Source organism: Calothrix sp. FACHB-168, assembly GCF_963889195.1.
Classification (GTDB): Bacteria; Cyanobacteriota; Cyanobacteriia; order Cyanobacteriales; family Nostocaceae; genus Aulosira; species Aulosira anomala_A.
This window is the reverse complement of the sequence record NZ_CAWPNJ010000022.1, coordinates 1-21,762: the sequence shown is the minus strand read 5'-3', so window position 1 is coordinate 21,762 and position 21,762 is coordinate 1. Positions and strand designations below refer to the sequence as shown.

Here is a 21,762-nt window from a genome sequence, read left to right as displayed (position 1 = left end):
GCGCCGGCTTCCGGCGATCTGAACTTTTCAAGACGGATTTGTGATAGCGCAGCGTTAGCGAGTCCGCGAGCGTCTTTTGGATTGGGTTTGAATCTAAAATCTAAAATCTAAAATCTAAAATTCCTTATCCCCCTTCCCTCGTCCATTTTGGAAATTATCGGACAGCATAATAAACAATACATTTTCCAATTCCTTCTCAAACTTGAGAGTTTTCACTAAATCAGCTTCTTGGGAGACAAGAGCATCGATAATAATCATGTCAGGTTTGACTGAGAGGGCTTTGTTGATGCATTCTTGGGGATTGGAGGCTTCAATTACGTTATAGCCTTGAGTTTGCAATACATCCGAGATGGTTTTTAAAGTTGATGCGTTGCGATCTACAACTAACACCTTTTTACTGGAAGTACCTTGAGAAAGCAGCGAGCCAATTTCGCTACGGAGTTGTTCGGTATTAATTGGCTTGGTAAGATAGCGATCGATGCCAATATGGTAACCTCGTTCTTTATTTTCAATAATTGACAAAATAATGATCGGTATATCTGCGGTATGCGGATCGTTTTTGAGGACGGCGGCGACATCAAAGCCGTTAATTTGCGGCATCATTACATCCAGCAAAATTAAATCGGGACGGTGGATTTTGATTTGCTGGATTGCATCCATACCATCTTTGGCTTCGCGGACTTTATAGCCTTCATTTTCTAGTTGTTGGCGCAACAGTTCGCGAATATTGATATCATCATCGACTACCAAAATAGTTTTGCGGTTCTCATGCAAGACGGAATTGGTGACGATGACATGTTCTTTAAGCTGCTTCACCAATGCTTCGAGATTGAGATTAGCACTGGCTTTATGCTCGTTGGTGTAAAAGGGAATGAGGAAGGAGAATGTGCTACCTTTACCTGGTTCGCTTTCTACCCAAATTTTACCGCCGTGATGCTCAACAATTTGTTTGCAGATGGGTAAGCCTAAACCGGTACCTTTGGGTTTATCGGTGAGGGTGTCACCAACTTGGCGGAATTTCTCGAAGACTTTTGGCTGATCTTCTGGAGCAATTCCAATACCTGTATCGATGACGCTAACACAAACACCATCATGATGTTGTTTAAGACGACAGGTAATAGAACCAGATTGAGTAAATTTGACGGCATTAGATATCAGGTTGATCAAGACTTGCAACAGCCGATTGCGATCGCCTATTATTTGCGGTAATCCTGGTTCAATTTCCGTAATTAGCTCCAAACCATTAGTTTCAAATAATGCTGATGTGGAATTGCTTGCCCAGTCAATTAACTCACTGGGATCTACAGGCTCCATGTGCCATTCCACCTTCCCTGCTTCCATTTTAGCGATATCTAAGACATCGTTAATCAAGGATGTGAGCCGTTCAGCTTCGGAAACGATAATGTTAAGATTATCACCTACCCGCTTGATGGTTTTTTGCAATTTGCGATCGTCGGTTGTCAAGATGGGAAAGACATCGGTTTCGAGCTTTTCTTTAATAATTGAGGCAAAACCAAGAACAGAAGTTAGGGGTGTCCGCAGTTCGTGAGAAACCGTGGAGATAAAGTCTGTTTTCATCTTGTCAACTTCTTTTTCTGCTGTGATATCGCGAATTAGTAAGGCGGAACCAAAGCAGGTAGGCGGTTCATTTTCTACGGTTTTCTTAAAGATAGCCGTTGCAACTGCTTGCCCAATTTTTTCCTTAGCTAAGGCAATTTCCGCAGCAAATACCTCTTGGGGATGAGACTGGGTTTGTTCAATTAAATGTGCTAACCCGGATATCGGCAGTTCTCGATAATGTCCGTTGAGTTGGCTGGCTGTCAATCCATGCATAGTTAAAAAAGCTGGATTGAAGTGGGTAATTTGTCCGGTAACATCTGTTACTAATAAAGCATCAGCTAGGTTATCCAAAATCGCGTTTAAACCTTGAGCTTCAGCTAAGGTATTTTGTAGGGCTGCTGTGCGTTCGGCTACTCTGGCTTCTAGTTCTTGATTGAGTTGTCGCAGAGCGATTTCTGCTTGCTTGCGGGCTGTAATATCGGTATTAATTTCTAGGATGGCGCTGGGTTGCTGGTTGATGTCGCGTTGCAATGTCCAACGGCTTTGGACGGTAATTTGTTTGCCATCATGGGTAAGGTGTTGGACTTCTCCTTCCCAATTACCTTGCTGTAATAACTCGGCGAGGATTAATTCTTTAGGTTGGGGAAAGATTTTTTGGATAAATTGGTGAATGTATTGGTCTTTGACTTCTTCGCGCTTCCAACTATAGAGTATTTCTGCGCCTTGATTCCAATAGAGAATTTTGTCGCTCATATCACGCACAATAATGGCATCGCTGGAATGATTCAACATATCCAGCAAGCGTTGATTTTTGGCTTCAGCCAATTTGCGTTCGTGAATATCTGTACAGGTACCAATCCATTCGCGAATACTTCCGTCTGCTTCTAATACGGGAACACCACAAACTGAGAAATAGCGATAATTACCATCTTTACCCAAAAGACGATACTCAGTTTCATAAATACCTCGCTTCGCTACCGCCGTACTCCAAGCGTCAAAGGAATGGGGACGATCCTCAGGGTGAATAGCATCAATCCAACCCCAGTCAGCAACTTCTGCTTCCGTTTGTCCTGTGTAAGCCATCCAAGTGATCATTTCACTACTGATACCCAATCCTTCGGGAGTGGCTCCCCATACAATTTGAGAGGTAGCTGCAACTAGAGAGCGGTATCTTTCTTTGAGACGGCGATTTTCAGCTTCAGCTAATTTGCGATCGTGAATATCGGTACAGGTACCAATCCATTCCCGCACGCTCCCGTCATCTTCAATTACGGGAGCGCCCCAGACCCAGAAGTAGCGATAGTTACCATCTTTACCCCGGATGCGGTATTCAATTTGATATTGGCTGAGGTTGGCGACAGCCTTACCCCAAGCTTCACCAGTGTAGCCGCGATCGTCAGGATGAACAGCCTCAATCCAACCGCCGTTTTCTGCTTCGGCTAAAGTTTGTCCTGTGTAGGCGATCCAATCTTCGAGTTCAAAACAAATTCCTTCGGGGGAACTAACCCAAATAATTTGGGTGTTAGTCTTAATTAAGGAACGATATCTCGCTTCGCTCTGTTTTAAGCTTTTTTCTGATTGTTGGTGTTCTTGTTGGATCTGCTTAAAATCGCTAATATTCTCTACAATCGACCAAATTAGCGATTCTCCATCCTGCTCTATGATTTGTTCTGACACTTTGACGGGAACTAAATGCCCATCTTGATGAATTAACTTTTGTTCATGAGTCTGGTAGCGATCGCTTTGTTGGAGTTGTTCTAATATATCTGGCTCGATGGGGTAGGGGAAATTGAGAGTTTCCGAGACAGTACGCCCCACAATCGCCGCATAGGCGGGATTAATGTAAATTATTGTCCCATCCATACGGCAAAGTACCATACCCAGAGGACAGGATTCCAATAGCTGACGGCTGTATTGCTCAATTTGGCTGGACATAGTTGTTCTCTGAATGATGGATTGGGGTAGAGTTGGGGCAATAAAACCAAGACAATAAGGTGGCGTAAAGTTTTAAGGAAATCGGATGGCGTTGGAAAATTTCGTAAATCTGCTCAGGGGTAGCAGCTGCCACATCTGGATTGTGTTGGGAAAGTTGCTGTAGCATTTGAGTATGGCGTGCTAGCAGATCCGTTGGTTTGAGCATAGGAGTTGTGGAGGGAATAAAGCCTTCTGGATCGGCGCTGGGAGATGACTCTATGGGAGAAATTGCTGAGGCGACAGGGTCAGAAATATTACTATCTTGTGGTTCAACAGCTTCTACCATTGCCGCATTCACAGGAATCTGAATCCAAAATTCCGTACCTTGTCCTGGTTGAGAACGACATTTGAGAATTCCCTGGTGTTTTTCCACAACTATTTGATGGCTAATTGCCATGCCTAAGCCAGTACCTTTACCTAGTTCTTTGGTAGTAAAAAATGGGTCATAAATGCGCCGTATGACTTCCTCTGCCATTCCCGGGCCATTATCAGCAATGCGAATTACTACCCAGCGATCGCTTAAAAGTTCTGTGCGAATGGTAATTTGGGGTTTGGTAAGTTGTGCGGGATTGTTGATTATAGATTCTTCTAAAGCATCAATGGCATTAGAAAGGATGTTCATAAATACCTGATTCAACTGTCCGAGATAGCATTCAATCAGGGGGAGTGAGGCATATTCTTTGATAATGGTAATCTCTGAACGATTGCTAGCTGCTTTCAGGCGATGGCGAAGGATCATCAGCGTTCCATCAATGCCATGATGAATGTTGACGGGTTTCTTTTGAGATTCGTCATGGCGAGAAAAGTTTTTCAGCGATTGGACAATTTCGACGATGCGATCGCTCCCCATTTTCATCGAATCAAGTAATTTGGGGAGATCCTCCATAATAAATTCCACATCGATATTGTCTAGCTCTGATTCCAAATCTGCTGGAGTAACAGTTAAGAATTTTTGATACACCTGCAACAGATGTAATAAGTCTTGGGCATAGTCGGTAACATATCTTAAATTACCGCAAATAAAATTCACAGGGTTATTGATTTCGTGAGCGACTCCGGCTATGAGTTGTCCTAAGCTGGACATTTTCTCGCTTTGAATTAACTGGGTTTGGGCTAATTGCAAATCGTGGAGAGCTTGTTGCAGTTTTTCGGTTTGAGCTTTGGCTTGAGCGGTAGCTTGAATACTGTGTTCGTAAAGTAACGCTTTTTCAAGAGCGATCGCAGTTTGGGAAGCAAAGATACTCGCCAGTTTCAAGTGTTCTGCTTTGTAAGCATCGATCCGATCTGCACCAATAGCGATCGCGCCTAATATCCGTTCTCTAGCGCGTAAGGGTACGCAAATCAACGCCTGAATATTATTCTCTCGCCATAATCGCGGATCGGCTGGTACATTATTGATCAATTCGGCTCTACCAGATTCAACAATATCCCCGATAATTCCCTTACCCGGTTCTGGTGGATTTTGCCGACAGAAATCGCCAAAATCAGCCAAAGTTTCAAAAGCTGTAGCATCTGCATTCAAAAGTAAAATTGTGCCGCCAGAAGATTCCATTAATTGACTCATTTCGTGCAGCACGAGTTGAGCAATTTGTCGCCGATCTAAACTAGTGGTAAGTTGAGTAGAAATATCTTCAAATAAATCAATTTCCTGATATCTTTCTAATAGTTCTTTCGCCAATTCTTTCTTTTCGGCTTCTTGCTTGGCTAGCAATGAAAGCAAATTCGCCACTAAAGTTGCTGGTTGTGCGCCCACAACCCAACCGATGATTTCTCCTGATACTTCAATGGGATAGCGGTTAGCAACCAGATGCTCTCCCATAGTCAAGATTGTTGTACCGTCTAGTAGTTCCACCGCGATCGCTATGTTGAATTGATTAGCGAAGTTTTGCAACAAAGATGGTAACTCTGGTTTATTGAGAATTCTTTTGAGGTTAACTGCGGACATGAAATACCTCATTGACAACAGATAGGTTGCACCCATAACCCGCTATTTTGCAAGTTAAGGATTTCGCTGCGATCGCTCAGACAAAATTTTGTATTGATATCGTCAACTACTCGATCAACTTCTGCGATTATTTGCGCGCCAAAACTAAGAACAGTTGACTCAGCATCGCTATGTATTCGCCTAGCATCCCTGGAAAACAAAAGCATTACCATAAAAGTCTGGGAATATATTAATTTCTTATTAAGAGTTAGTTTTCCCAGAAAGCTTGAAGGCGTAACATTAGATTTGGGCATTGGGCATTGGGCATTGGGAATTGGGCTTTTAAGTTGCACAATCCATTGTGAGGGCTATTGACTGTTGACTGTTGACTGTTGACTGTTGACTGTTGACCGTTGACAGCCTATTAGTTATGCATTTAGACGCCCAGTAGCTTAAACCAACCTCGTCTCAAGCTAAAGGTAGAGAAAATTCAAATTTACTACCCAGTCCTTTTTGACTTTCTACGTGAATTTTGCCGCCTTGGAGTTCAACTAGCCGTTGAGAGATAGTTAAACCAATACCTGTACCCCCAGAATGGCGATCGCGCGATGTATCCGCACGCCAAAACCGCTCAAATACATGGGGTAACTCTTCCGGCGCAATTCCAATACCTGTATCTACAACTGCAATCCACAGGTATTTTGAGTCAATCCTAATATGAATGGTAATTGAACCTTGAATGGTATAACGGACTGCATTACCCAGCAAATTTACCAGTATTTGTTCGGTGCGATCTAAATCTGCTAACACATAAGGCAGTGTAGGCGGGCATTCTAACAGCAGGGTCGGGCCATCTTCTAATAATTGGTCGGTAAATTTTTCTACTATGGCTTCTAACAAAGGACGGATATTGACGCGCTGGATATTAATCGCTAAAGAACCAGCTTCCGCCTTAGAAAGTTCTTGCAGGTCGTTCACCAAGCGCTCTAAACGCTTAGTTTCTTTGGCTAATCTGCGATAAACATCTGCTGATGGTTCAATTTCGCCATCAGCAAGTTGTTCTAAGTAACCGCGAACAACTGTTAGGGGTGTTCGTAGTTCATGAGTCATATCTCCAATTAATTCCCGCCGTCTAGTTTCCACTCCTTGTAAACTATCAGCCATGCGGTTAAAACTCGCACCTAATTGGTTAATTTCGGGAATATCAGATATGGGTAATCTGGCTTCAAAATCACCGGAAGCATACTGTCGGGTAATTTGCTCCATATCGGTCAATCCCTGCATAATCCGGCGAGATACCCAGTAACTTAATCCCCCAGCTGCTGTTGTCCCCACTAATACTGACCACAGAGTACTGCGTTGCCAAGCTATTTCAAATCCTTGCACTAATTCAGTGCGGATATCAATTAAATCTACCCCTTCATCTTCTAGTCGTTCTAGGTGGAGAACAAAAAACCGGGGAGAGGAGATTTTACTAATGATCACCAGACTAAATACGCCTACTACCATCACTACCAAGTGTGAAAATAACAGGCGTGATGTTAAAGGTAAGGACTTTGTCCAAGGCCAACCCTTTTTCATAATGTTTAGCTCATGCTGGAATCATCAAATTTATAGCCTACTCCCACAACAGTTTTAATAAAAGTAGGATTAGATGGATCTGGTTCAATTTTTTTCCGCAATCGCGCTATATGTGTATCAACTACACGCTCATCACCAAAAAAGTTATCACCCCAAAGTTTGTCAATTAATTGGCTGCGGTTCCACACTCTACCGGGATTGCTGACAAAGGTAGTTAATAAGTTAAATTCTAAGGTTGTTAAGTCTAATACTTCCACCTGTTGAGAATCTAACTGACGGCTAGCTGTACGCTGGTCTACATCGACAATAAAATGTTGGCTGCGATTGACTTGATTTTGTCCCCCTTGGCGGAGACTACGGCGTAACAAAGCGCGGACTCTCGCCACTAATTCTCTGGGGCTGAAAGGCTTAACCATGTAGTCATCAGCACCAGTAGATAAACCAATTACGCGATCGATTTCCTCACCTTTAGCTGTGAGCATTAAAATATAAGGATCTTTTACACCTGGTTTTTGGCGAATTCTGGCACAAACTTCTAACCCATCTAAACCAGGAATCATTAAGTCTAAAATAATTAAATCTGGTGGTTGCTCTTGAAACATCCGCAAAGCATTGACACCATCACGGCTAATTCGGCAAATAAATCCTTCTTTTTCTAAAGTTAATTGGATTAATTCCGCAATTTCTATTTCATCTTCAACTATTAAAATATCCATTTCTATTAAAGAAAGTATTATACGCAGAGAAATTCCCAAATTTTAATTTTCAACTAATCATCTGACATATTGTTTATCGCATTTTGTCAATATGTCGTTAGCAAAACTTTTCAATCATCTCTTGAGTCCTGTTAAACAGTAGAATTGGATAAAGTGCGATAATTGTATCCCGATTTAGCATCTTTTTGAATGTATTGTTTAATGCTATCTAAGTCAATAAAATAGTCAGCGACATCAATCAAGTTATCGCTAGTCATCGCCCGCAAACTGACAACTTCTACCCTCGCACCGGTGCTAGTTACAGCATTGACTGCATAAGCTAAATCGCCATCGCCACTAACTAATACCGCAGTATCGTAGTAGGGCGCTAAATTTATCATATCTACAGCAATTTCTACATTCAAATTCGGTTTTTTATAACTCTCTACAGGTTGGAATTCTTTAGTGACGACGCGATAACCATTCCGCCGCATCCAAAACAGAAAACCCTGTTGCTTTTCTTGAGAACGCAGCCGGATTGCTGGTGGTCTTGACATATCAATACCAGTATAGAAAAAAGCCCGTAATAAACGGGAATTTTCTGTTAATCTACAGAGTAGTTTGAGATAATCAATTTCTAAACCCACTTGCAAAGCTGCATGAAAGAGATTGATTCCATCAATAAAAATAGCTACGCGCCCGCGATGAATTCCTTGAAACAGTGAACTTGATGCTGTGGAATTTGGTTTTTTAAGTAGGGAAATTTCTGGTTCATGATTGATGAACCGTTGTTCTTTGCCAGATAAATCCTCATTTAGAGGTTTATCTTTATCTTTTTCTGTGGTAAATGTATTAATATTCATTGGCCGATCCCTCTAGATTATCTAGTACAAAAGGTTTTTGGGCAAGTTAGCGGTGAAGATTCAGTACTAATTTATTAGCCTAGCAATGCTGCTAAAAATTAATAATTCATTAAGGTTTACCATCTTGGTGTTGTAGATTTGCCACTACTTACCGCAAAGTTAGGTAAATTCCTGTAAAGGGCAATTCGTTATTATCTTTTTAGATTTCAGATATTTCTCCTGCTTGGTTTATTTATGCACCTGCTATCCTAACAGTAAATACCATACTGTTAATTGCTGCTAATAAACCTGATCGCTGGTGATAGTGCAGATTTGCAGTAAAATATCTAAAATTTATGACATATTGTCAAGTTAGATTTAACAAAATTTCCCCAATATTTATGAATAGACTGCTATTTATCCAATCAAACTGACTGTTAGTTTTGCACAGAACACGCAGATTCAAGGCGTTCAGAGGACTGTGACTGAAGCGCTTGAGCAGTCTATTCACCTTTATTTGTATTGTACATCCATATCCAAATTAGCTAAAGGGAAAATTGGAATGGGGCATTGGGCATTGGGCATTGGGCATTGGGCATGGAAAAAGTAGGTGCAGTAATACCAATTTGAAAAAAGAATGCGACAGATGGTAGGGGCATGGCATTGCCATGCCCTCTGGAATATTTTTGATGTGCCGTAAACCCTATTTAAATTAGATAAGAATCCCCCAGCCAGAGTTTTAGCCTGGTGGGGGAAGGTTGTATTAGGGGTTAGGGGTTAGGGGTTAGGGGTTAGGGGCTAAGGGCTAGGAATTTTAGATTTTAGATTTGCGATTTTGGATTCCAATCTAAAATCTAAAATCCAAAATTGTTTCCAATGCCCAATGCCCAATGCCCTATACTTCTGGATTCTCTTGTGAGAATTTCTTATGAATGCTTCTAGTCTGTCCGTTAGCAGAAGTTGCTGTCATTAGATATTCGATTAAGCTGTCAGAATAGGGAATGCGGAAATGGAAAGTACCATCTGGCTTGAGTTTGATGGGATGTCCGGCGATGTTGACGGTTGCGTCTGGTTCGGTTGCGCCGTGGATAATGATTTCTGCGTCGGCGACAAACCAAAAATCAGGGTAGGGACGGCTGAAGACGCGCACGGTGCTGGAACGTGCTAGTGTTACCCAAGGTTCGCTTTCTTGTTGATAGCCAATTTCGACGATGTAATCTCTATCGCTGTTGGGAATGGCGACAAAGCGATCGCCTGAAAATACCTCACAATCGTACTGTTGTACTAGCTGGGGATGTTGATAACTCAGGTCGAGACTGGTGACATCGTACAGCTTAATTGTCAGTTGGGAAATTTCACTATTATTTAATAGTTGCTGTTCAGCTTCAGCAAAGTACCAAGTCACATAAGCCCATTTGGCTGTGCGGGGTGTGAGTGTAATAGTACTTTCTAGCGGTTCAGGATCTGTCTCTAGTAAGCCAGCATTTTCTGGATCTTCTGTACCAACTGGACTGAAAAAGCGCACGGTTTGCGATCGCGCGATCGCTATCCAATTTTCGCCATCTGCTGCATAGCCAATTTCGGCGATGTAATTGCGATCGCTCACAGGAATTTCGATGACGCTACTTTCAGTGGCGCTGTCAAATTCATATTGCTGGATAAACTGCGGGGTTTGGTAGCTGAGATCGATTCCCGTGACATCATACAACCGCAAGCCTAATTGACGACCTGATTGTTGCAATACTTGCTTGTTGACATCAGAAATTTGCCATGAGACTTGAGCCGATTTTGCACTTTGATATGTGAAGGTAATACTGTCTTGGAGATTATCGGCTAAATCATCATCATTATCTTCACCGGGTAAAGCGGGGTTGCTAAATACACGCACAGTCGGGGAATGGGCAATTTTCACCCAGCGATCGCCTGTTGTGACATAGCCAATTTCAACAAAGTAATTGCGATCGCTTGCGGGAATGGCTATAAAGCGATCCTGTGCTGTATCGTCACATTCATATTGCTGCACCAAATGAGGAGTCTGATAACTCAAATCGATATCAGTCACATCGTACAGTCGCAGCGCTAACCGGGAATCAGCATCTTCTATTGCTTGTTTTTCATTGTCGGAAATGTGCCAAGATGCATAAGCCCATTTTGGTGTATGGGGTCTGAGGTTAACGCTATCCTTGACATTACCATTTGTCGCTGCACTAACTTCTGCTGTTTCTACTGGTGCATCGCTGGTATTATCATTAACTTCCACATCTGGATTATTGCCAGAAATTGATGCCCAAGCGCCAATTCCTACACCTGCTGCGGCGGCTGCGCCACCAGCTAATGCGCCTAAGTTACCCAGAGAAACATCTTCTGGTGCATTTGCAGATGTTTCAGCTGTTTGTTCTGGGAAATTCGAGACGATTTCGATGATTTCTTCTTCTGTATCGTCAGGGAATGATTCTGCTGCATCTGCAACCGCATCTAATGCTGAGTCTTGAACATCAGCTGTATCGGGAATTGTTGCTGCTGTCTCAATGACAGGTAAATCTACATCTGTTGTTTGTTCGGGAATGTCTGGTAAATCTGGGATTGTCGCGGCTGTTTCAATCACAGGTAAATCTACATCTGCTGTTTGTTCGGGAATGTCTGGTAAATCTGGGATTGTCGCGGCTGTTTCAATCACAGGTAAATCTTCAGCTGCTGTCTGTTCCGTCACATCCGCGACATCGGGAATTGTCCCTGCTGTTTCAATCACAGGTAAATCTTCAGCTGCTGTCTGTGCGGTAACATCTGTGGGAATTGTCCCGGCTGTATCCATCACAGGTAATTCAGACTCTGGTGCATCCCAGATAGAATAATTGCTGTTACCGATAGAAGTATTTTGCTCGGTAGAATTGGCTGCTGCATCAGCAACACCAGCTGCTATGGCTGCACCTCCTAAAGCGGCACCGCCAATGGACGCGATCGCATCTACATTATTAGACTCTAACTGCGGTTGTTCTTCTGCGGCGTTTTGGATATCCGATGCTACTACTTGCTCTCCAGAATTCTCAGTACTTAGAGATGGTTCTTCCTCTTTGGCTAAATCGCTGTTAGTTGCTGGGGCTTCTGGTATATGGGGATAAGAAGTATTTACAACTGCTGCTGGGGCTTCTGTATCCCATGCATTGTCTTCATTAATACTAACATCCTCAGTCGATGTACTTGCAAATGTTGGTTGTGATGGTGGTGCAGTCGGTACTGAGTCTACATCCTTATCTGCTGTTTCCGCTTCTGGCGAAGGTTTTTTGCGGGAAAACACAAACCAGCTACCCAAACCACCCAGTAACAACAAAGGTAGTAGAATTAACAATGGTGTTGGTAAAGTGCCATTGTTACTCGCAGCAGAATTTACTGATGACTCGTTAGGCGCAGCAGTTGTATTTGCATCGGCGGTGGTAGTTGTCGCCTCAGATACAGGTGAGGTATTAGTTGCAACCGTTGTAGCTTCTGGTGTTGGGGCGTTCGCGGTAGCTAATGTAGGTAATTGTCCTTGAGCGATCGCGGCGGCTTCTGATGTTCTGGCTGTTTCGATGGCTTGGAGTCCTGGAGGTGCGATCGCAAAGCCTAAAAAACTAGCCGCGCCAAGGCTGGGATTTTTCTTGTAGACGTAAACTAAAGGTTGGGAAAAGACATATTTCTCATCTGTAGGCGTAGCTTTATCTATGGGGACAACCCGCACGCCAGGTATTTGCGATACTTGATTAGCTAAGGCATAGCTAATCCCGTCATTACCCAATTGTTTGACAATTTCTACAGTATTATCATCAGTGACTTGAGTTGCTGTAGAGCCTGTAGCAAAAGTAGCCGCCTTAAAGGCTGGATAAGTCCGAAAAGTATTGCGAGTGTCGCTAGTTGTCGGGCGATCGATCAAGCGGATTTTACCCTTAACACCGCCAACTTCCGACCAATCTGTAATTCTTCCTCGGAAAATCCGTGCAAATTCTCTACTACTCAAGCCACCTTGAAAAGGATTGTCCGCACTGACAATCACCGCTATTTTTTCTCGGTACAAGCGCACTTGCTCTAAACCTTGTGCCCGTTCTTCTTTCGTCAAGCCACGACCTAAGGCGGCGATATCTACACTACCATCTAGTACAGCTTTCAGTGCCGCCTCAGTACCATTCGCTTGAACTTCAACCTTCGATCCAGAAAATTGCTGTTCAAAACTTTGTTTGAGGTTTTGGTTGATTGCATTCAAGGCACTTGAGCCATCAATCCGCACTGTAGTCCCATTTTCTACTGTTGTTGGTAAGGGAAAAGCGGGAGCATCAGTTGCAGATTGTGCCAGTATCTGTTTTGGTACTAAGAGATTCACCGCCATAGGCATAGTTCCCACAGCCAGCAGTAATGCCAAACGGAATATTGCACTATCTTGTTTCGATTTTTGCCACATATGCTCCTTATCAGGGTACAGAAATACAGAAATTCGGCCAGCTTTAACGTTATGTTTATATACGATTAAATAGGAGACGCGCTAATTATACATCTCCATAAACTTTCTTCTAAATTTACTTTGAACCTGATTCTGGACGTAATACTGCGTCTAACTTTATCTTGTCTGCCCTCCAGATTCATAGACTGTTTATTTTTTTTAAAGTATCTCAGCTGTAGGTTTTCAGCCAAGTTTGCAGAGATAGCTGCTGAAAGTTGACTGTTGACTGTTGACCGGGTTTTATTTTAGCTTGATGTCTTAATCTCTCTGGCTACAGCTATCAGGGACTTGCAAATAAAAAAATATTCCAATCATTAACTTACCAAATCCGCAACTCGTAGGGGCGGGGTTACCCCGCCCCTACAATTTGGCATAATTTATTGGTCAATGGTCATTTGTTAGAGACGCGATGAATCGCGTCTGTACAATTGTCCCCCTTGTCCTCCTTGTCCTTCTTCCTAGCCCCTATTTTGAACGCCATTGAGGAACATGGGCACGAATTTCTCCATAAAAGCTTGGGGATCTCGTTCCCATGCTTTTTGGGCAACTTGAAGCCTTGTAAATTGCAATTCCGGTGCTAGCAATGTTTGTGGTAACCGTTCCATTAGATATTGGGGACGTTGCCATACAGGTATAGTATTCGCCACATCCATTAACTTAGCAACTCGTCGCAGTTCTGCACCTAAGGTAATATCCATCCCGGACTCAAAAGCCGCTTGTTCAATTGCTGCATACTTGCGCTTGGCTTGCTCAACTTTTTGCCGATGTTCTGGGCTTTTGTCTGCTATTTGTGCTAACCAACGATTACCCCAGCGCACATGTCCGGCTTCCTCTGGCAAAATCCTTTCTATGGTTTCGCGAATTTTAAGATTTTCTTCAGTTTGTGGTGCTTGTTTTAATGCATAGATGTGAGCAGAGAAATACTCACAACCACGCTTTTCGGTAATGTTAATTGCTGCTAACCCAGAAATTACAGCGTCTTCTAAGTCAGTTTTGGTATTGAAGTAGTCTCGATCTATGAGGCGATCGAATTCGTCGATATAAGAAGTCCCTGGTGGTTTGCCAATATCTGCCCCTAAATCTACCAGCAAATCTGTCAGCCACATAGCATGACGCGCTTCATCAGCTATATGGTGTGATAAATCCTTAATCAGTTCCTTGGGCTGTCTATCTAGCTGTTCAATTACCTCTGTCAAGTCTTTACAACTGCGTTGTTCGCTGTATCGGTAGCGGTTGAGGATAATTAAATGCAATTCGCGATCGCTTACTACTCTTTTGAGAATATCGCGCGCGCTCATTCCGTTCGGAGATTTTCTGGGATAGATAACTGTCATAGTTTGATTAACTTTTGTTAACTATGTTTTCATCTGCTTTTGATGGTAACTTAGTTACCTTTGATCAAACAGCAGCAATCTGGAGAATCTTACTTTTCAGTAAAATCCCTGCCTTCTAGAGAATCAACTCATCGCCAATTTCCCAGAAATTACGGTTTTGGACTTTCTGAGAATTTCCTCCTCAAATATAAATAACTGTAATAAACCAGCAATTGACCTTAAGACAGGCTTATATCTTTTTTGGAGAACATCCTGAAGCTAGATGCCTATGTACAATAGGCATTTGCGGCTGATGCCATATAGTTTTCTTCCGCGATAAAGTAATATTTATTGTTAAGTTTTGTTGCAAAAAGCTATTTTGTAGCTGTTGTTACAGAATTGTTTGCTATATTAATTAAAGAAAGACGAAACCAATTATTTATAACTAAAAAATAGAGAGGACTAGGTTATGTCTATTGAAGAAAAATCTCGTGCAATTATGGTGCGTCAATATCAAGAAGTTAAGAAACGTCAACAATCGATGCTGATGCGTAGCGCACAAGAACTTGGTCTTCCTGAAGAAATGTCTCATTATTGGAATCCTATTCAAGGTAAAGTAGACCAAGCTTCGCGTACTCTTTATGGCAGCAGCCACGCTGGTATGAGTTAGGTTGCAAGTGTAATTTAGCTGAGTTCAAGGAGAAAAAAATACACCATGACTGATAAATCAGGTGTCTCAGCTTTAATCAAAAACCCCCTTAATTTAAAAGGAGGTTTTGCATCCTGATAACGATTAACTTCAAAAAAAAGCCACCCCTAAGGGTGGCTTAAAAATTAGCAGCAAGAAATATTCAGTTGCAAAAGGTAGAAAACTTATCTCTTCAGCTTTCTTTCCTGATGCCTACTGATGCTAGTTATGAAAATTAGCAATCGTAGTACAGATAAAATTCGTAAGGATGAGGACGTAGTTGTAACTGCTTAACTTCGTTAACTAGCTTGTACTCAATCCAGTTTTGGATAAAGTCTTCTGTGAATACACCAGTATCTGTTAAGAAAGCATGATCGTTTTCCAGCGCTGACAATGCTAAATCTAGAGAACCGGGCGTAGAAGGAATCTTCGCCAGTTCTTCTGGAGATAGTTCATAGATGTTCTTATCTAAAGGTTCGCCGGGATGGATTTTATTTTTGATACCATCAATACCAGCACAAAGCATAGCAGCAAATGCTAAGTAAGGGTTAGAGGTAGCGTCTGGACAACGGAACTCTAAACGCTTGGCTTTGGGGTTATTACCAGACAGAGGAATCCGCACAGAAGCAGAACGGTTACCTTGGGAGTAAGCCAAGTTAACTGGTGCTTCATAACCAGGTACTAGACGCTTGTAAGAGTTGGTGGTGGGGTTGGTGATTCCCAATAATGCTGGTGCGTGTTTGAGGATACCACCGATGTAGTACAGTGCCATGTCGCTCAAACCAGCATATTTATCACCGCCAAATAGGGGTTTACCATCTTTCCAGATAGACTGGTGACAGTGCATACCCGAACCGTTATCACCAAAAATTGGTTTTGGCATAAAGGTGACGGTTTTACCATATTTTCTGGCAACGTTCTTGATGACATATTTGTAGGTCATCAGCCAGTCTGCTGCTTCGATTAGCTTACCAAATCTAAAACCCAGTTCGCATTGACCACCGGTGGCAACTTCGTGGTGCTGCTTTTCAATGGGTACGCCGCAAGCTGCCATTGTTAACAGCATTTCTGTACGGATATCTTGGAAGCTATCAGTGGGCGGTACTGGGAAGTAGCCTTCTTTGAAGCGTGTTTTGTAACCTAAGTTGGGACTTTCCTTTCTACCTGTGTTCCAACGACCTTCTACAGAATCTACATGGTAGTAGCCTTCGTTAGCGGTTTGGTCATAACGGACATCATCAAAAATGAAAAATTCGGCTTCAGGGCCAAAGAAGGCTGTGTCACCAAGTCCGGTAGAAACTAAGTAGTCTACGGCTTTTTGAGCAATTACGCGGGGACAGCGATTATACCATTCGCCTGTGCGAGGTTCTTTAATGCTACAAATTATACTTAGTGTTGGCTCTTTCATGAATGGATCGATCCAGGCAGTGTTTGGATCGAGAACCATTGTCATGTCTGACTCTTCGATGCCTTTCCAACCCCGAATACTGGAACCGTCGAAAGGTACACCATCAGTGAATGAACTCTCATCGATTTGGTTATGGTACACAGTAAGGTGCTGCCATGTCCCCGGTGCATCGATGAATTTCAGATCAATCATCTGAATTTTTTCGTCTTGAATTCTTTTCAAGACTTCTTGTGGGGTTGTCATTGTTACTCCTTCTCTGCCAATTAAATAAACTCAACCTAGAATCTTCAAAGCTTGCTGACCCTGCTGAGATGAACCCAATTGTGACACACCTGGAATATCCTAATGATAGGAGATTAAGAAAATTTGTAGTTTTTGTTACAGTTCTTTTAGTTTCCGAGTTATTTAACCTTTCTGTAACATCTGTACAAAACTCAAACATATCATCTCATAGGGGGCAACTTTGGCATAAAATCCTTAAGTAGCGGATAGATTGTTTTGTGCCGAAATCTATATTGTAATTGGCACAAAAAATGACTGTGCATAAAAACAGCCAAATAAATATCAAACCATAGATAGTATTGATTGGGAGAAACCAGAATGCGCGATGCAGTAACAACTTTAATTAAGAATTATGACGTAGTTGGACGGTATTTTGACCGGAATGCGCTCGACAGCCTTAAATCCTACTTTGATAGTGGTACTGCAAGAATTCAAGCTGCGGGAGCAATCAATTCCAATGCAGCTGCAATTGTCAAGCAGTCTGGTGCTAAATTATTTGAAGAATTGCCAGAGTTGATTCGCCCTAGCGGGAATGCTTATACAACTCGTCGTTATGCTGCTTGTCTGCGGGATTTAGATTACTACTTGCGCTATGCTACATACGCGCTAGTGGCTGGCAATACCAATGTATTGGATGAGCGGGTACTACAAGGATTGCGCGAAACTTACAATTCTTTAGGTGTACCCATCGGCCCCACAGTACGCGGCGTACAAATTATGAAGGATATCGTCAAGGCACAAGTAGCAGCAGCAGGCGTGGCTAATACCGCCTTTGTTGATGAGCCATTTGACCATATCACTCGCGAATTGAGCGAAACCGATATCTAAATCTCTGGGGCGGGCAATTGTCCACCTCTTAATCATATTAATAGCGATCGCTCTTCACAATTTTTGGAGCGATCGCTTTTTTCGTAATACATAAAACTGCGATTAATCCCAAAAATTAAAGCATAAATTAACATTTGCAGACTTGCTAATTAATCTGCTTTTGTCAATGAGCAATTTTGCTGATAAAAAAATATCAATGGGGGTCTTCAATTTAGAATTGTAAAATTTTGAATTCCCCAAGGGTGAAGATGGCAGCGAGGAAAATTAATTACAAAAATTAATAATATTCGATCAGTAATGGCCCTTCGGGAATGAAGCGAGAGGTAAAGTTAGTTTTTTTACCTAAAGCTTTTAAAGCAGCTACAGGGATGGGTGCTTTTAACGGTTTTAACTCTTTGACTTCCCAAAAAATTGCCCAAGTCGGTTTATCTGTTGCAGTCGATGGCGGACGAAACTGAGATTTACCTGCATATCTCCCATTACGCGAATTGCCATGCCCAATATATAAACCTTGCCAAGCAGCTTCTGAGTTTAGCGGTTGATTAACACAGTTAGAAGCGTAGATTAATACTTCTACTTCTTTATCTCCCCGTAATTCATCAGCTTTACGGAAGACTTCAAAAGCCATGCTACCAAAAGCGACTTTAATAGTTTCGTCGCTGAGTTCGTTTTCTAGCTTTTCCATTGTTTCCAATGCAGATAGCAAGTGCATCTCCGGAACAGGTGCCAGAATCGCGAAGGAATTTGTTTTAGCCATGTTCTGTCCCCATATCTTAGCCTTGTCATTATAGTGACGTTTCTGGGAAACGGGCTAATATTTTTGTTGGGAGCATCCCAAATGCGTAAACATATACTTTGTCATTGAGTGCATGATGAAGTGAAGCAATAGAATAGCAACTTAAAAAATTAGAATGTTACCTAGAGCTTGGCAGACTTTAGCTTGCTCGAAAAGATAGAGTTTTTAATTAACTAGATAAATATAAATTAAATATAAAATTTATGTGTATTACTTATTACTTAAAATACACTGTAAAAGCGATCATTAACAAATAATTCCTATAAATAAATTAACTTTTATAATTTCGTATCAGAACAGAAGATTCTTCAATCTTCATTGTAGGCTAGGCGATGCCGATTATATGACAAAGATTTCAGAACTTAAATAAGAATCATCTATTAATCTACTAAGGAAGAATCATCTATTAATCTACTAAGGAAGCTATAAGTTTTATGTTTATTATTGATGATATCATTAGCGAATTAGTGGCTCAGGGCTTGCAAAATTTACAAGATAGAGCCAATCATAGCGAAATAATATTAAAAATTTTGCACAAGGTGGGACTCAAAGGAGATGAACCACCAAATGATTTTGAAGGTGTTTATCGTTATACTTTAGTTGAGTATGGCTTAGGTAAACCAAAAATTATTTTAGAGTTATTTAGGCAAAAAGAAATCGAAGATAACTTTCAACAAGCATTTAACCAAAATAAAAATTTTAATTTTCCCGCATTAGATAACTATATTGCGGGTTATGCTATTGGTGATGAAATTAAACGACAAAATCTTGATTACCAAAGAGAAGTCAGGGAATTTGCTCGTTTATTTATTGAAGTTGCTAAACGAGCTAGAACTACAACAGAAATTTTACAAGACCATAAATTAGATAGTTTACAACTTACGCTAACTCAAATTCGAGAACAGGTTAGCCATCTTAATTTACCAGCAATTCAAGAGCAAATTAACCAATTAGCACAAAGTTATCAGCAATTATTACCACCGTCGCCAGTAGCAAGAGAAACAGAATTAGCAAAAAGTCTGCGTGATTGGTTTAATGCACTGGGTTATAAATTTGAACCAATTGAAATTTTAGAAGCAGAATATTTTGCTTGGGTAATTAATATCCCGAAACGGCGGGGTTATGACCGGATTTTTATTCGGGGTGTAGAGGGAGAAGCAAATATTAATGATGTGAATGCGGTTAAAGCAGGGATAGAACAATATAAAACTGATGAAGGTTGGGTGGTTGCGCCTGGGAGAGTGAGTAAGCTAGCGAGACAGGAAGCGCAAAAAAATCAGAATTTAGGGGTTTATTGTTATACCTTAGATGAATTAATTGAGGCTGATGCTGATTTTGAAGGGTATTTTGTATGGCTAGAGAAGCAAGTTACAGAAAAAGGAATTGATAAATATTATGTGCCTCTGGCTTGTATTAAAGAAGAAGTTGATTTAGCTACTAAGCGGCGTATTGGCATTAGTCACTATGGCAAGTCAGATGGTTGGATTGACCGCTATGTTAATAACTGGTTAGCCGATCCAGTGAAAGAACATTTATCAATTTTAGGGGAATTTGGTACAGGTAAAACTTGGTTTGCGTTTCATTATGCTTGGGAGGCTTTAAAAAAATATCGTCAGGCTAAAGAAGATGGTTCACCTTTACCGCGTATTCCTTTAGTAATTCCTTTGCGGGATTATGCTAAAGCGGTGACAATTGAATCTTTATTTTCTGAGTTCTTTTTTAGGAAACATCAGATTGGTTTGACAAATTATTCGGCTTTTGAGCAGCTAAACCGGATGGGTAAATTATTATTAATTTTTGATGGCTTTGACGAAATGGCTGCAAGGGTAGATCGTCAAGCAATGATTAATAATTTTTGGGAACTTGCTAAGGTAGTTGTTCCAGGTGCCAAAGCGATTTTAACCTGTCGGACAGAACACTTCCCCGAAGCGTTGGAAGGACGTAGATTATTAAATGCTGAATTAAAAGCTTCTACTGCCAATTTAACTGGAGAACCACCGCAATTTGAGGTTTTAGAATTAGAAAAATTGGACGATGAGCAAATTCGACAAGTTATAGCTTTTAAAGCCAAAGCAGAAACCGTTGATTATATTATTCACAATCAACAATTGTTAGATTTGGCGCGTCGTCCGGTGATGATTGATTTAATTATTGAAGCATTACCAGACATTGAAGCGGGAAAACCTGTAGATATTTCTCGTGTTTATCTTTATGCAGTGCGTCACAAGATGGAAAGGGATATTACATCAGCACGCACCTTTACCTCAATGATGCAGAAGTTATATTTCTTATGTGAATTATCTTGGGAAATGCTGTCAACGGAAAGGATGACTCTTAATTATAAAGAGTTTCCCGACCAAATTAGGCGTTGTTTTAGCCAGGAAGTACAGGAACAAAAAGATTTAGACCATTGGCATTATGACATGATGGGGCAAACCATGTTAATTCGGAATGCTGATGGTGATTATTATCCTGCGCATCGGTCTTTATTAGAGTTTTTTGTGGCATATAAATTCGCTAGAGAATTAGGTATTTTAGCAAATGATTTTCGTGACATTGTTGATGATATGCCCTATGACCAGGGTATCAATGATGGTAATTTAACTCAAACCTTTGGCAAAAATCTGTTAGCTAAAGCAGTGTTGGACTTAATGTGGCCCATGTTGTCAGCATCAGCTAATCAACGCCTGTTAGAGGTAGTGAAAGCGACCAAAGGCAAAACCGAACTAGAAGCTGGTTACCTTGGTAGTAATGCAGTGCAGTTACTCATTAAAGGTAATCGTTTTGCTTTAGAAAGACAGGATTTGAGTCAGACAGTGCTTCCAAATGTAGATTTTAGTTCAGTGAGTTTGCACAGTGTTGATTTGACTGGGGCAAATTTACATGAGTCGGTCTTTGCTAAGGTGTTAACTAGGGTTTTAACAGTTGCTTTTAGTCCTGATGGGAAACTCTTGGCGACAGGAGAGGAGGATGGTAGGGTCAGACTGTGGAATGCTATCACAGGCAAGGAGTTATTAACCTTAATAGGTCATGACAGTTCGGTTAACTCAGTAGCCTGGAGTGGGGATAATCTGACTTTGGCTAGTGGTAGTCGTGATAATACAGTCAAACTCTGGGATGTGCAGACAGGGGATTGTCGCCTGACTCTGGCTGGTCATGACAGTTCGGTTAACTCAGTAGCCTGGAGTGGGGATAATCTGACTTTGGCTAGTGGTAGTCGTGATAATACAGTCAAACTCTGGGATGTGCAGACAGGGGATTGTCGCCTGACTCTGGCTGGTCATGACAGTTCGGTTAACTCAGTAGCCTGGAGTGGGGATAATCTGACTTTGGCTAGTGGTAGTCATGATAATACAGTCAAACTCTGGGATGTGCAGACAGGGGATTGTCGCCTGACTCTGGC

At 41.6% G+C, this 21,762-nt stretch carries 13 protein-coding genes; 3 read left to right on the top strand and 10 right to left on the bottom strand.

Features of this window, described 5'->3' with window-relative positions; translation table 11 throughout:
* Positions 1-114: 114 nt before the first annotated feature.
* From AACW45_RS13990 to AACW45_RS13955, 8 genes are all read right to left on the bottom strand, one after another.
* Positions 115-3,495 carry a PAS domain S-box protein gene (locus AACW45_RS13990; RefSeq protein WP_190633201.1) on the bottom strand — a complete coding sequence of 1,127 codons (3,381 nt, stop codon included), beginning with the start codon at positions 3,493-3,495 and terminating at the stop codon, positions 115-117.
* Entirely contained in the window at positions 3,479-5,479 is a 2,001-nt protein-coding gene (locus AACW45_RS13985; RefSeq protein WP_190633200.1) for a sensor histidine kinase, read from the bottom strand. The genes AACW45_RS13990 and AACW45_RS13985 overlap by 17 nt, the downstream gene beginning before the upstream one ends.
* An 8-nt stretch (positions 5,480-5,487) precedes the next feature.
* Entirely contained in the window at positions 5,488-5,772 is a 285-nt protein-coding gene (locus tag AACW45_RS13980; RefSeq protein ID WP_190633199.1) for a hypothetical protein, read from the bottom strand.
* Positions 5,773-5,926: 154 nt separating this feature from the next.
* Complete coding sequence (locus tag AACW45_RS13975) at positions 5,927-7,039, bottom strand: sensor histidine kinase (RefSeq protein ID WP_199331131.1); 1,113 nt, start codon at positions 7,037-7,039, stop codon at positions 5,927-5,929.
* Positions 7,040-7,044: 5 nt separating this feature from the next.
* Entirely contained in the window at positions 7,045-7,755 is a 711-nt protein-coding gene (locus AACW45_RS13970) for a response regulator transcription factor (protein WP_190633198.1), read from the bottom strand.
* A 131-nt stretch (positions 7,756-7,886) separates the two neighbouring features.
* Positions 7,887-8,597 carry a LabA-like NYN domain-containing protein gene (locus tag AACW45_RS13965; protein ID WP_190633197.1) on the bottom strand — a complete coding sequence of 237 codons (711 nt, stop codon included), beginning with the start codon at positions 8,595-8,597 and terminating at the stop codon, positions 7,887-7,889.
* Positions 8,598-9,471: 874 nt separating this feature from the next.
* Positions 9,472-13,005, bottom strand: coding sequence for a DUF4912 domain-containing protein (locus tag AACW45_RS13960; protein WP_190633196.1), 3,534 nt, complete (start codon positions 13,003-13,005; stop codon positions 9,472-9,474).
* 497 nt (positions 13,006-13,502) lie between these two features.
* Complete coding sequence (locus AACW45_RS13955) at positions 13,503-14,378, bottom strand: ferritin-like domain-containing protein (RefSeq protein ID WP_190633195.1); 876 nt, start codon at positions 14,376-14,378, stop codon at positions 13,503-13,505.
* A 448-nt stretch (positions 14,379-14,826) separates the two neighbouring features.
* Between AACW45_RS13955 and AACW45_RS13950 the strand changes: the two genes are divergently transcribed.
* Positions 14,827-15,027 (top strand): hypothetical protein, encoded by a 201-nt coding sequence (locus AACW45_RS13950; protein ID WP_096642359.1) that lies wholly within the window; start codon positions 14,827-14,829, stop codon positions 15,025-15,027.
* A gap of 253 nt (positions 15,028-15,280) precedes the next feature.
* On the opposite strand, the gene glnA is transcribed toward AACW45_RS13950, so the two are convergent.
* On the bottom strand, positions 15,281-16,696 hold the full coding sequence (gene glnA, locus AACW45_RS13945) for a type I glutamate--ammonia ligase (RefSeq protein WP_190633194.1): 1,416 nt from the start codon (positions 16,694-16,696) through the stop codon (positions 15,281-15,283).
* 357 nt (positions 16,697-17,053) lie between these two features.
* On the opposite strand from glnA, the gene apcB reads away from it, so the two are divergent.
* On the top strand, positions 17,054-17,563 hold the full coding sequence (apcB, locus tag AACW45_RS13940) for an allophycocyanin subunit beta (protein ID WP_096642357.1): 510 nt from the start codon (positions 17,054-17,056) through the stop codon (positions 17,561-17,563).
* Between the two features lie 277 nt (positions 17,564-17,840).
* Here apcB and AACW45_RS13935 read toward each other — a convergent pair whose 3' ends face one another.
* Positions 17,841-18,320 carry a hypothetical protein gene (locus AACW45_RS13935; protein ID WP_190633193.1) on the bottom strand — a complete coding sequence of 160 codons (480 nt, stop codon included), beginning with the start codon at positions 18,318-18,320 and terminating at the stop codon, positions 17,841-17,843.
* Positions 18,321-18,793: 473 nt separating this feature from the next.
* Here AACW45_RS13935 and AACW45_RS13930 point away from each other — a divergent pair.
* Positions 18,794-21,762 (top strand): WD40 repeat domain-containing protein (locus AACW45_RS13930; protein ID WP_190633192.1); only part of this gene is annotated, 2,969 nt, incomplete at its 3' end.

Coding starts and splice junctions, on each gene's coding strand:
- AACW45_RS13990 (WP_190633201.1), bottom strand. CDS start 3,495: ATGTCCAGCCAAATTGAGCAATACAGCCGTCAGCTATTGGAATCCTGT.
- AACW45_RS13985 (WP_190633200.1), bottom strand. CDS start 5,479: ATGTCCGCAGTTAACCTCAAAAGAATTCTCAATAAACCAGAGTTACCA.
- AACW45_RS13980 (WP_190633199.1), bottom strand. CDS start 5,772: ATGCCCAAATCTAATGTTACGCCTTCAAGCTTTCTGGGAAAACTAACT.
- AACW45_RS13975 (WP_199331131.1), bottom strand. CDS start 7,039: ATGAAAAAGGGTTGGCCTTGGACAAAGTCCTTACCTTTAACATCACGC.
- AACW45_RS13970 (WP_190633198.1), bottom strand. CDS start 7,755: ATGGATATTTTAATAGTTGAAGATGAAATAGAAATTGCGGAATTAATC.
- AACW45_RS13965 (WP_190633197.1), bottom strand. CDS start 8,597: ATGAATATTAATACATTTACCACAGAAAAAGATAAAGATAAACCTCTA.
- AACW45_RS13960 (WP_190633196.1), bottom strand. CDS start 13,005: ATGTGGCAAAAATCGAAACAAGATAGTGCAATATTCCGTTTGGCATTA.
- AACW45_RS13955 (WP_190633195.1), bottom strand. CDS start 14,378: ATGACAGTTATCTATCCCAGAAAATCTCCGAACGGAATGAGCGCGCGC.
- AACW45_RS13950 (WP_096642359.1), top strand. CDS start 14,827: ATGTCTATTGAAGAAAAATCTCGTGCAATTATGGTGCGTCAATATCAA.
- glnA (WP_190633194.1), bottom strand. CDS start 16,696: ATGACAACCCCACAAGAAGTCTTGAAAAGAATTCAAGACGAAAAAATT.
- apcB (WP_096642357.1), top strand. CDS start 17,054: ATGCGCGATGCAGTAACAACTTTAATTAAGAATTATGACGTAGTTGGA.
- AACW45_RS13935 (WP_190633193.1), bottom strand. CDS start 18,320: ATGGCTAAAACAAATTCCTTCGCGATTCTGGCACCTGTTCCGGAGATG.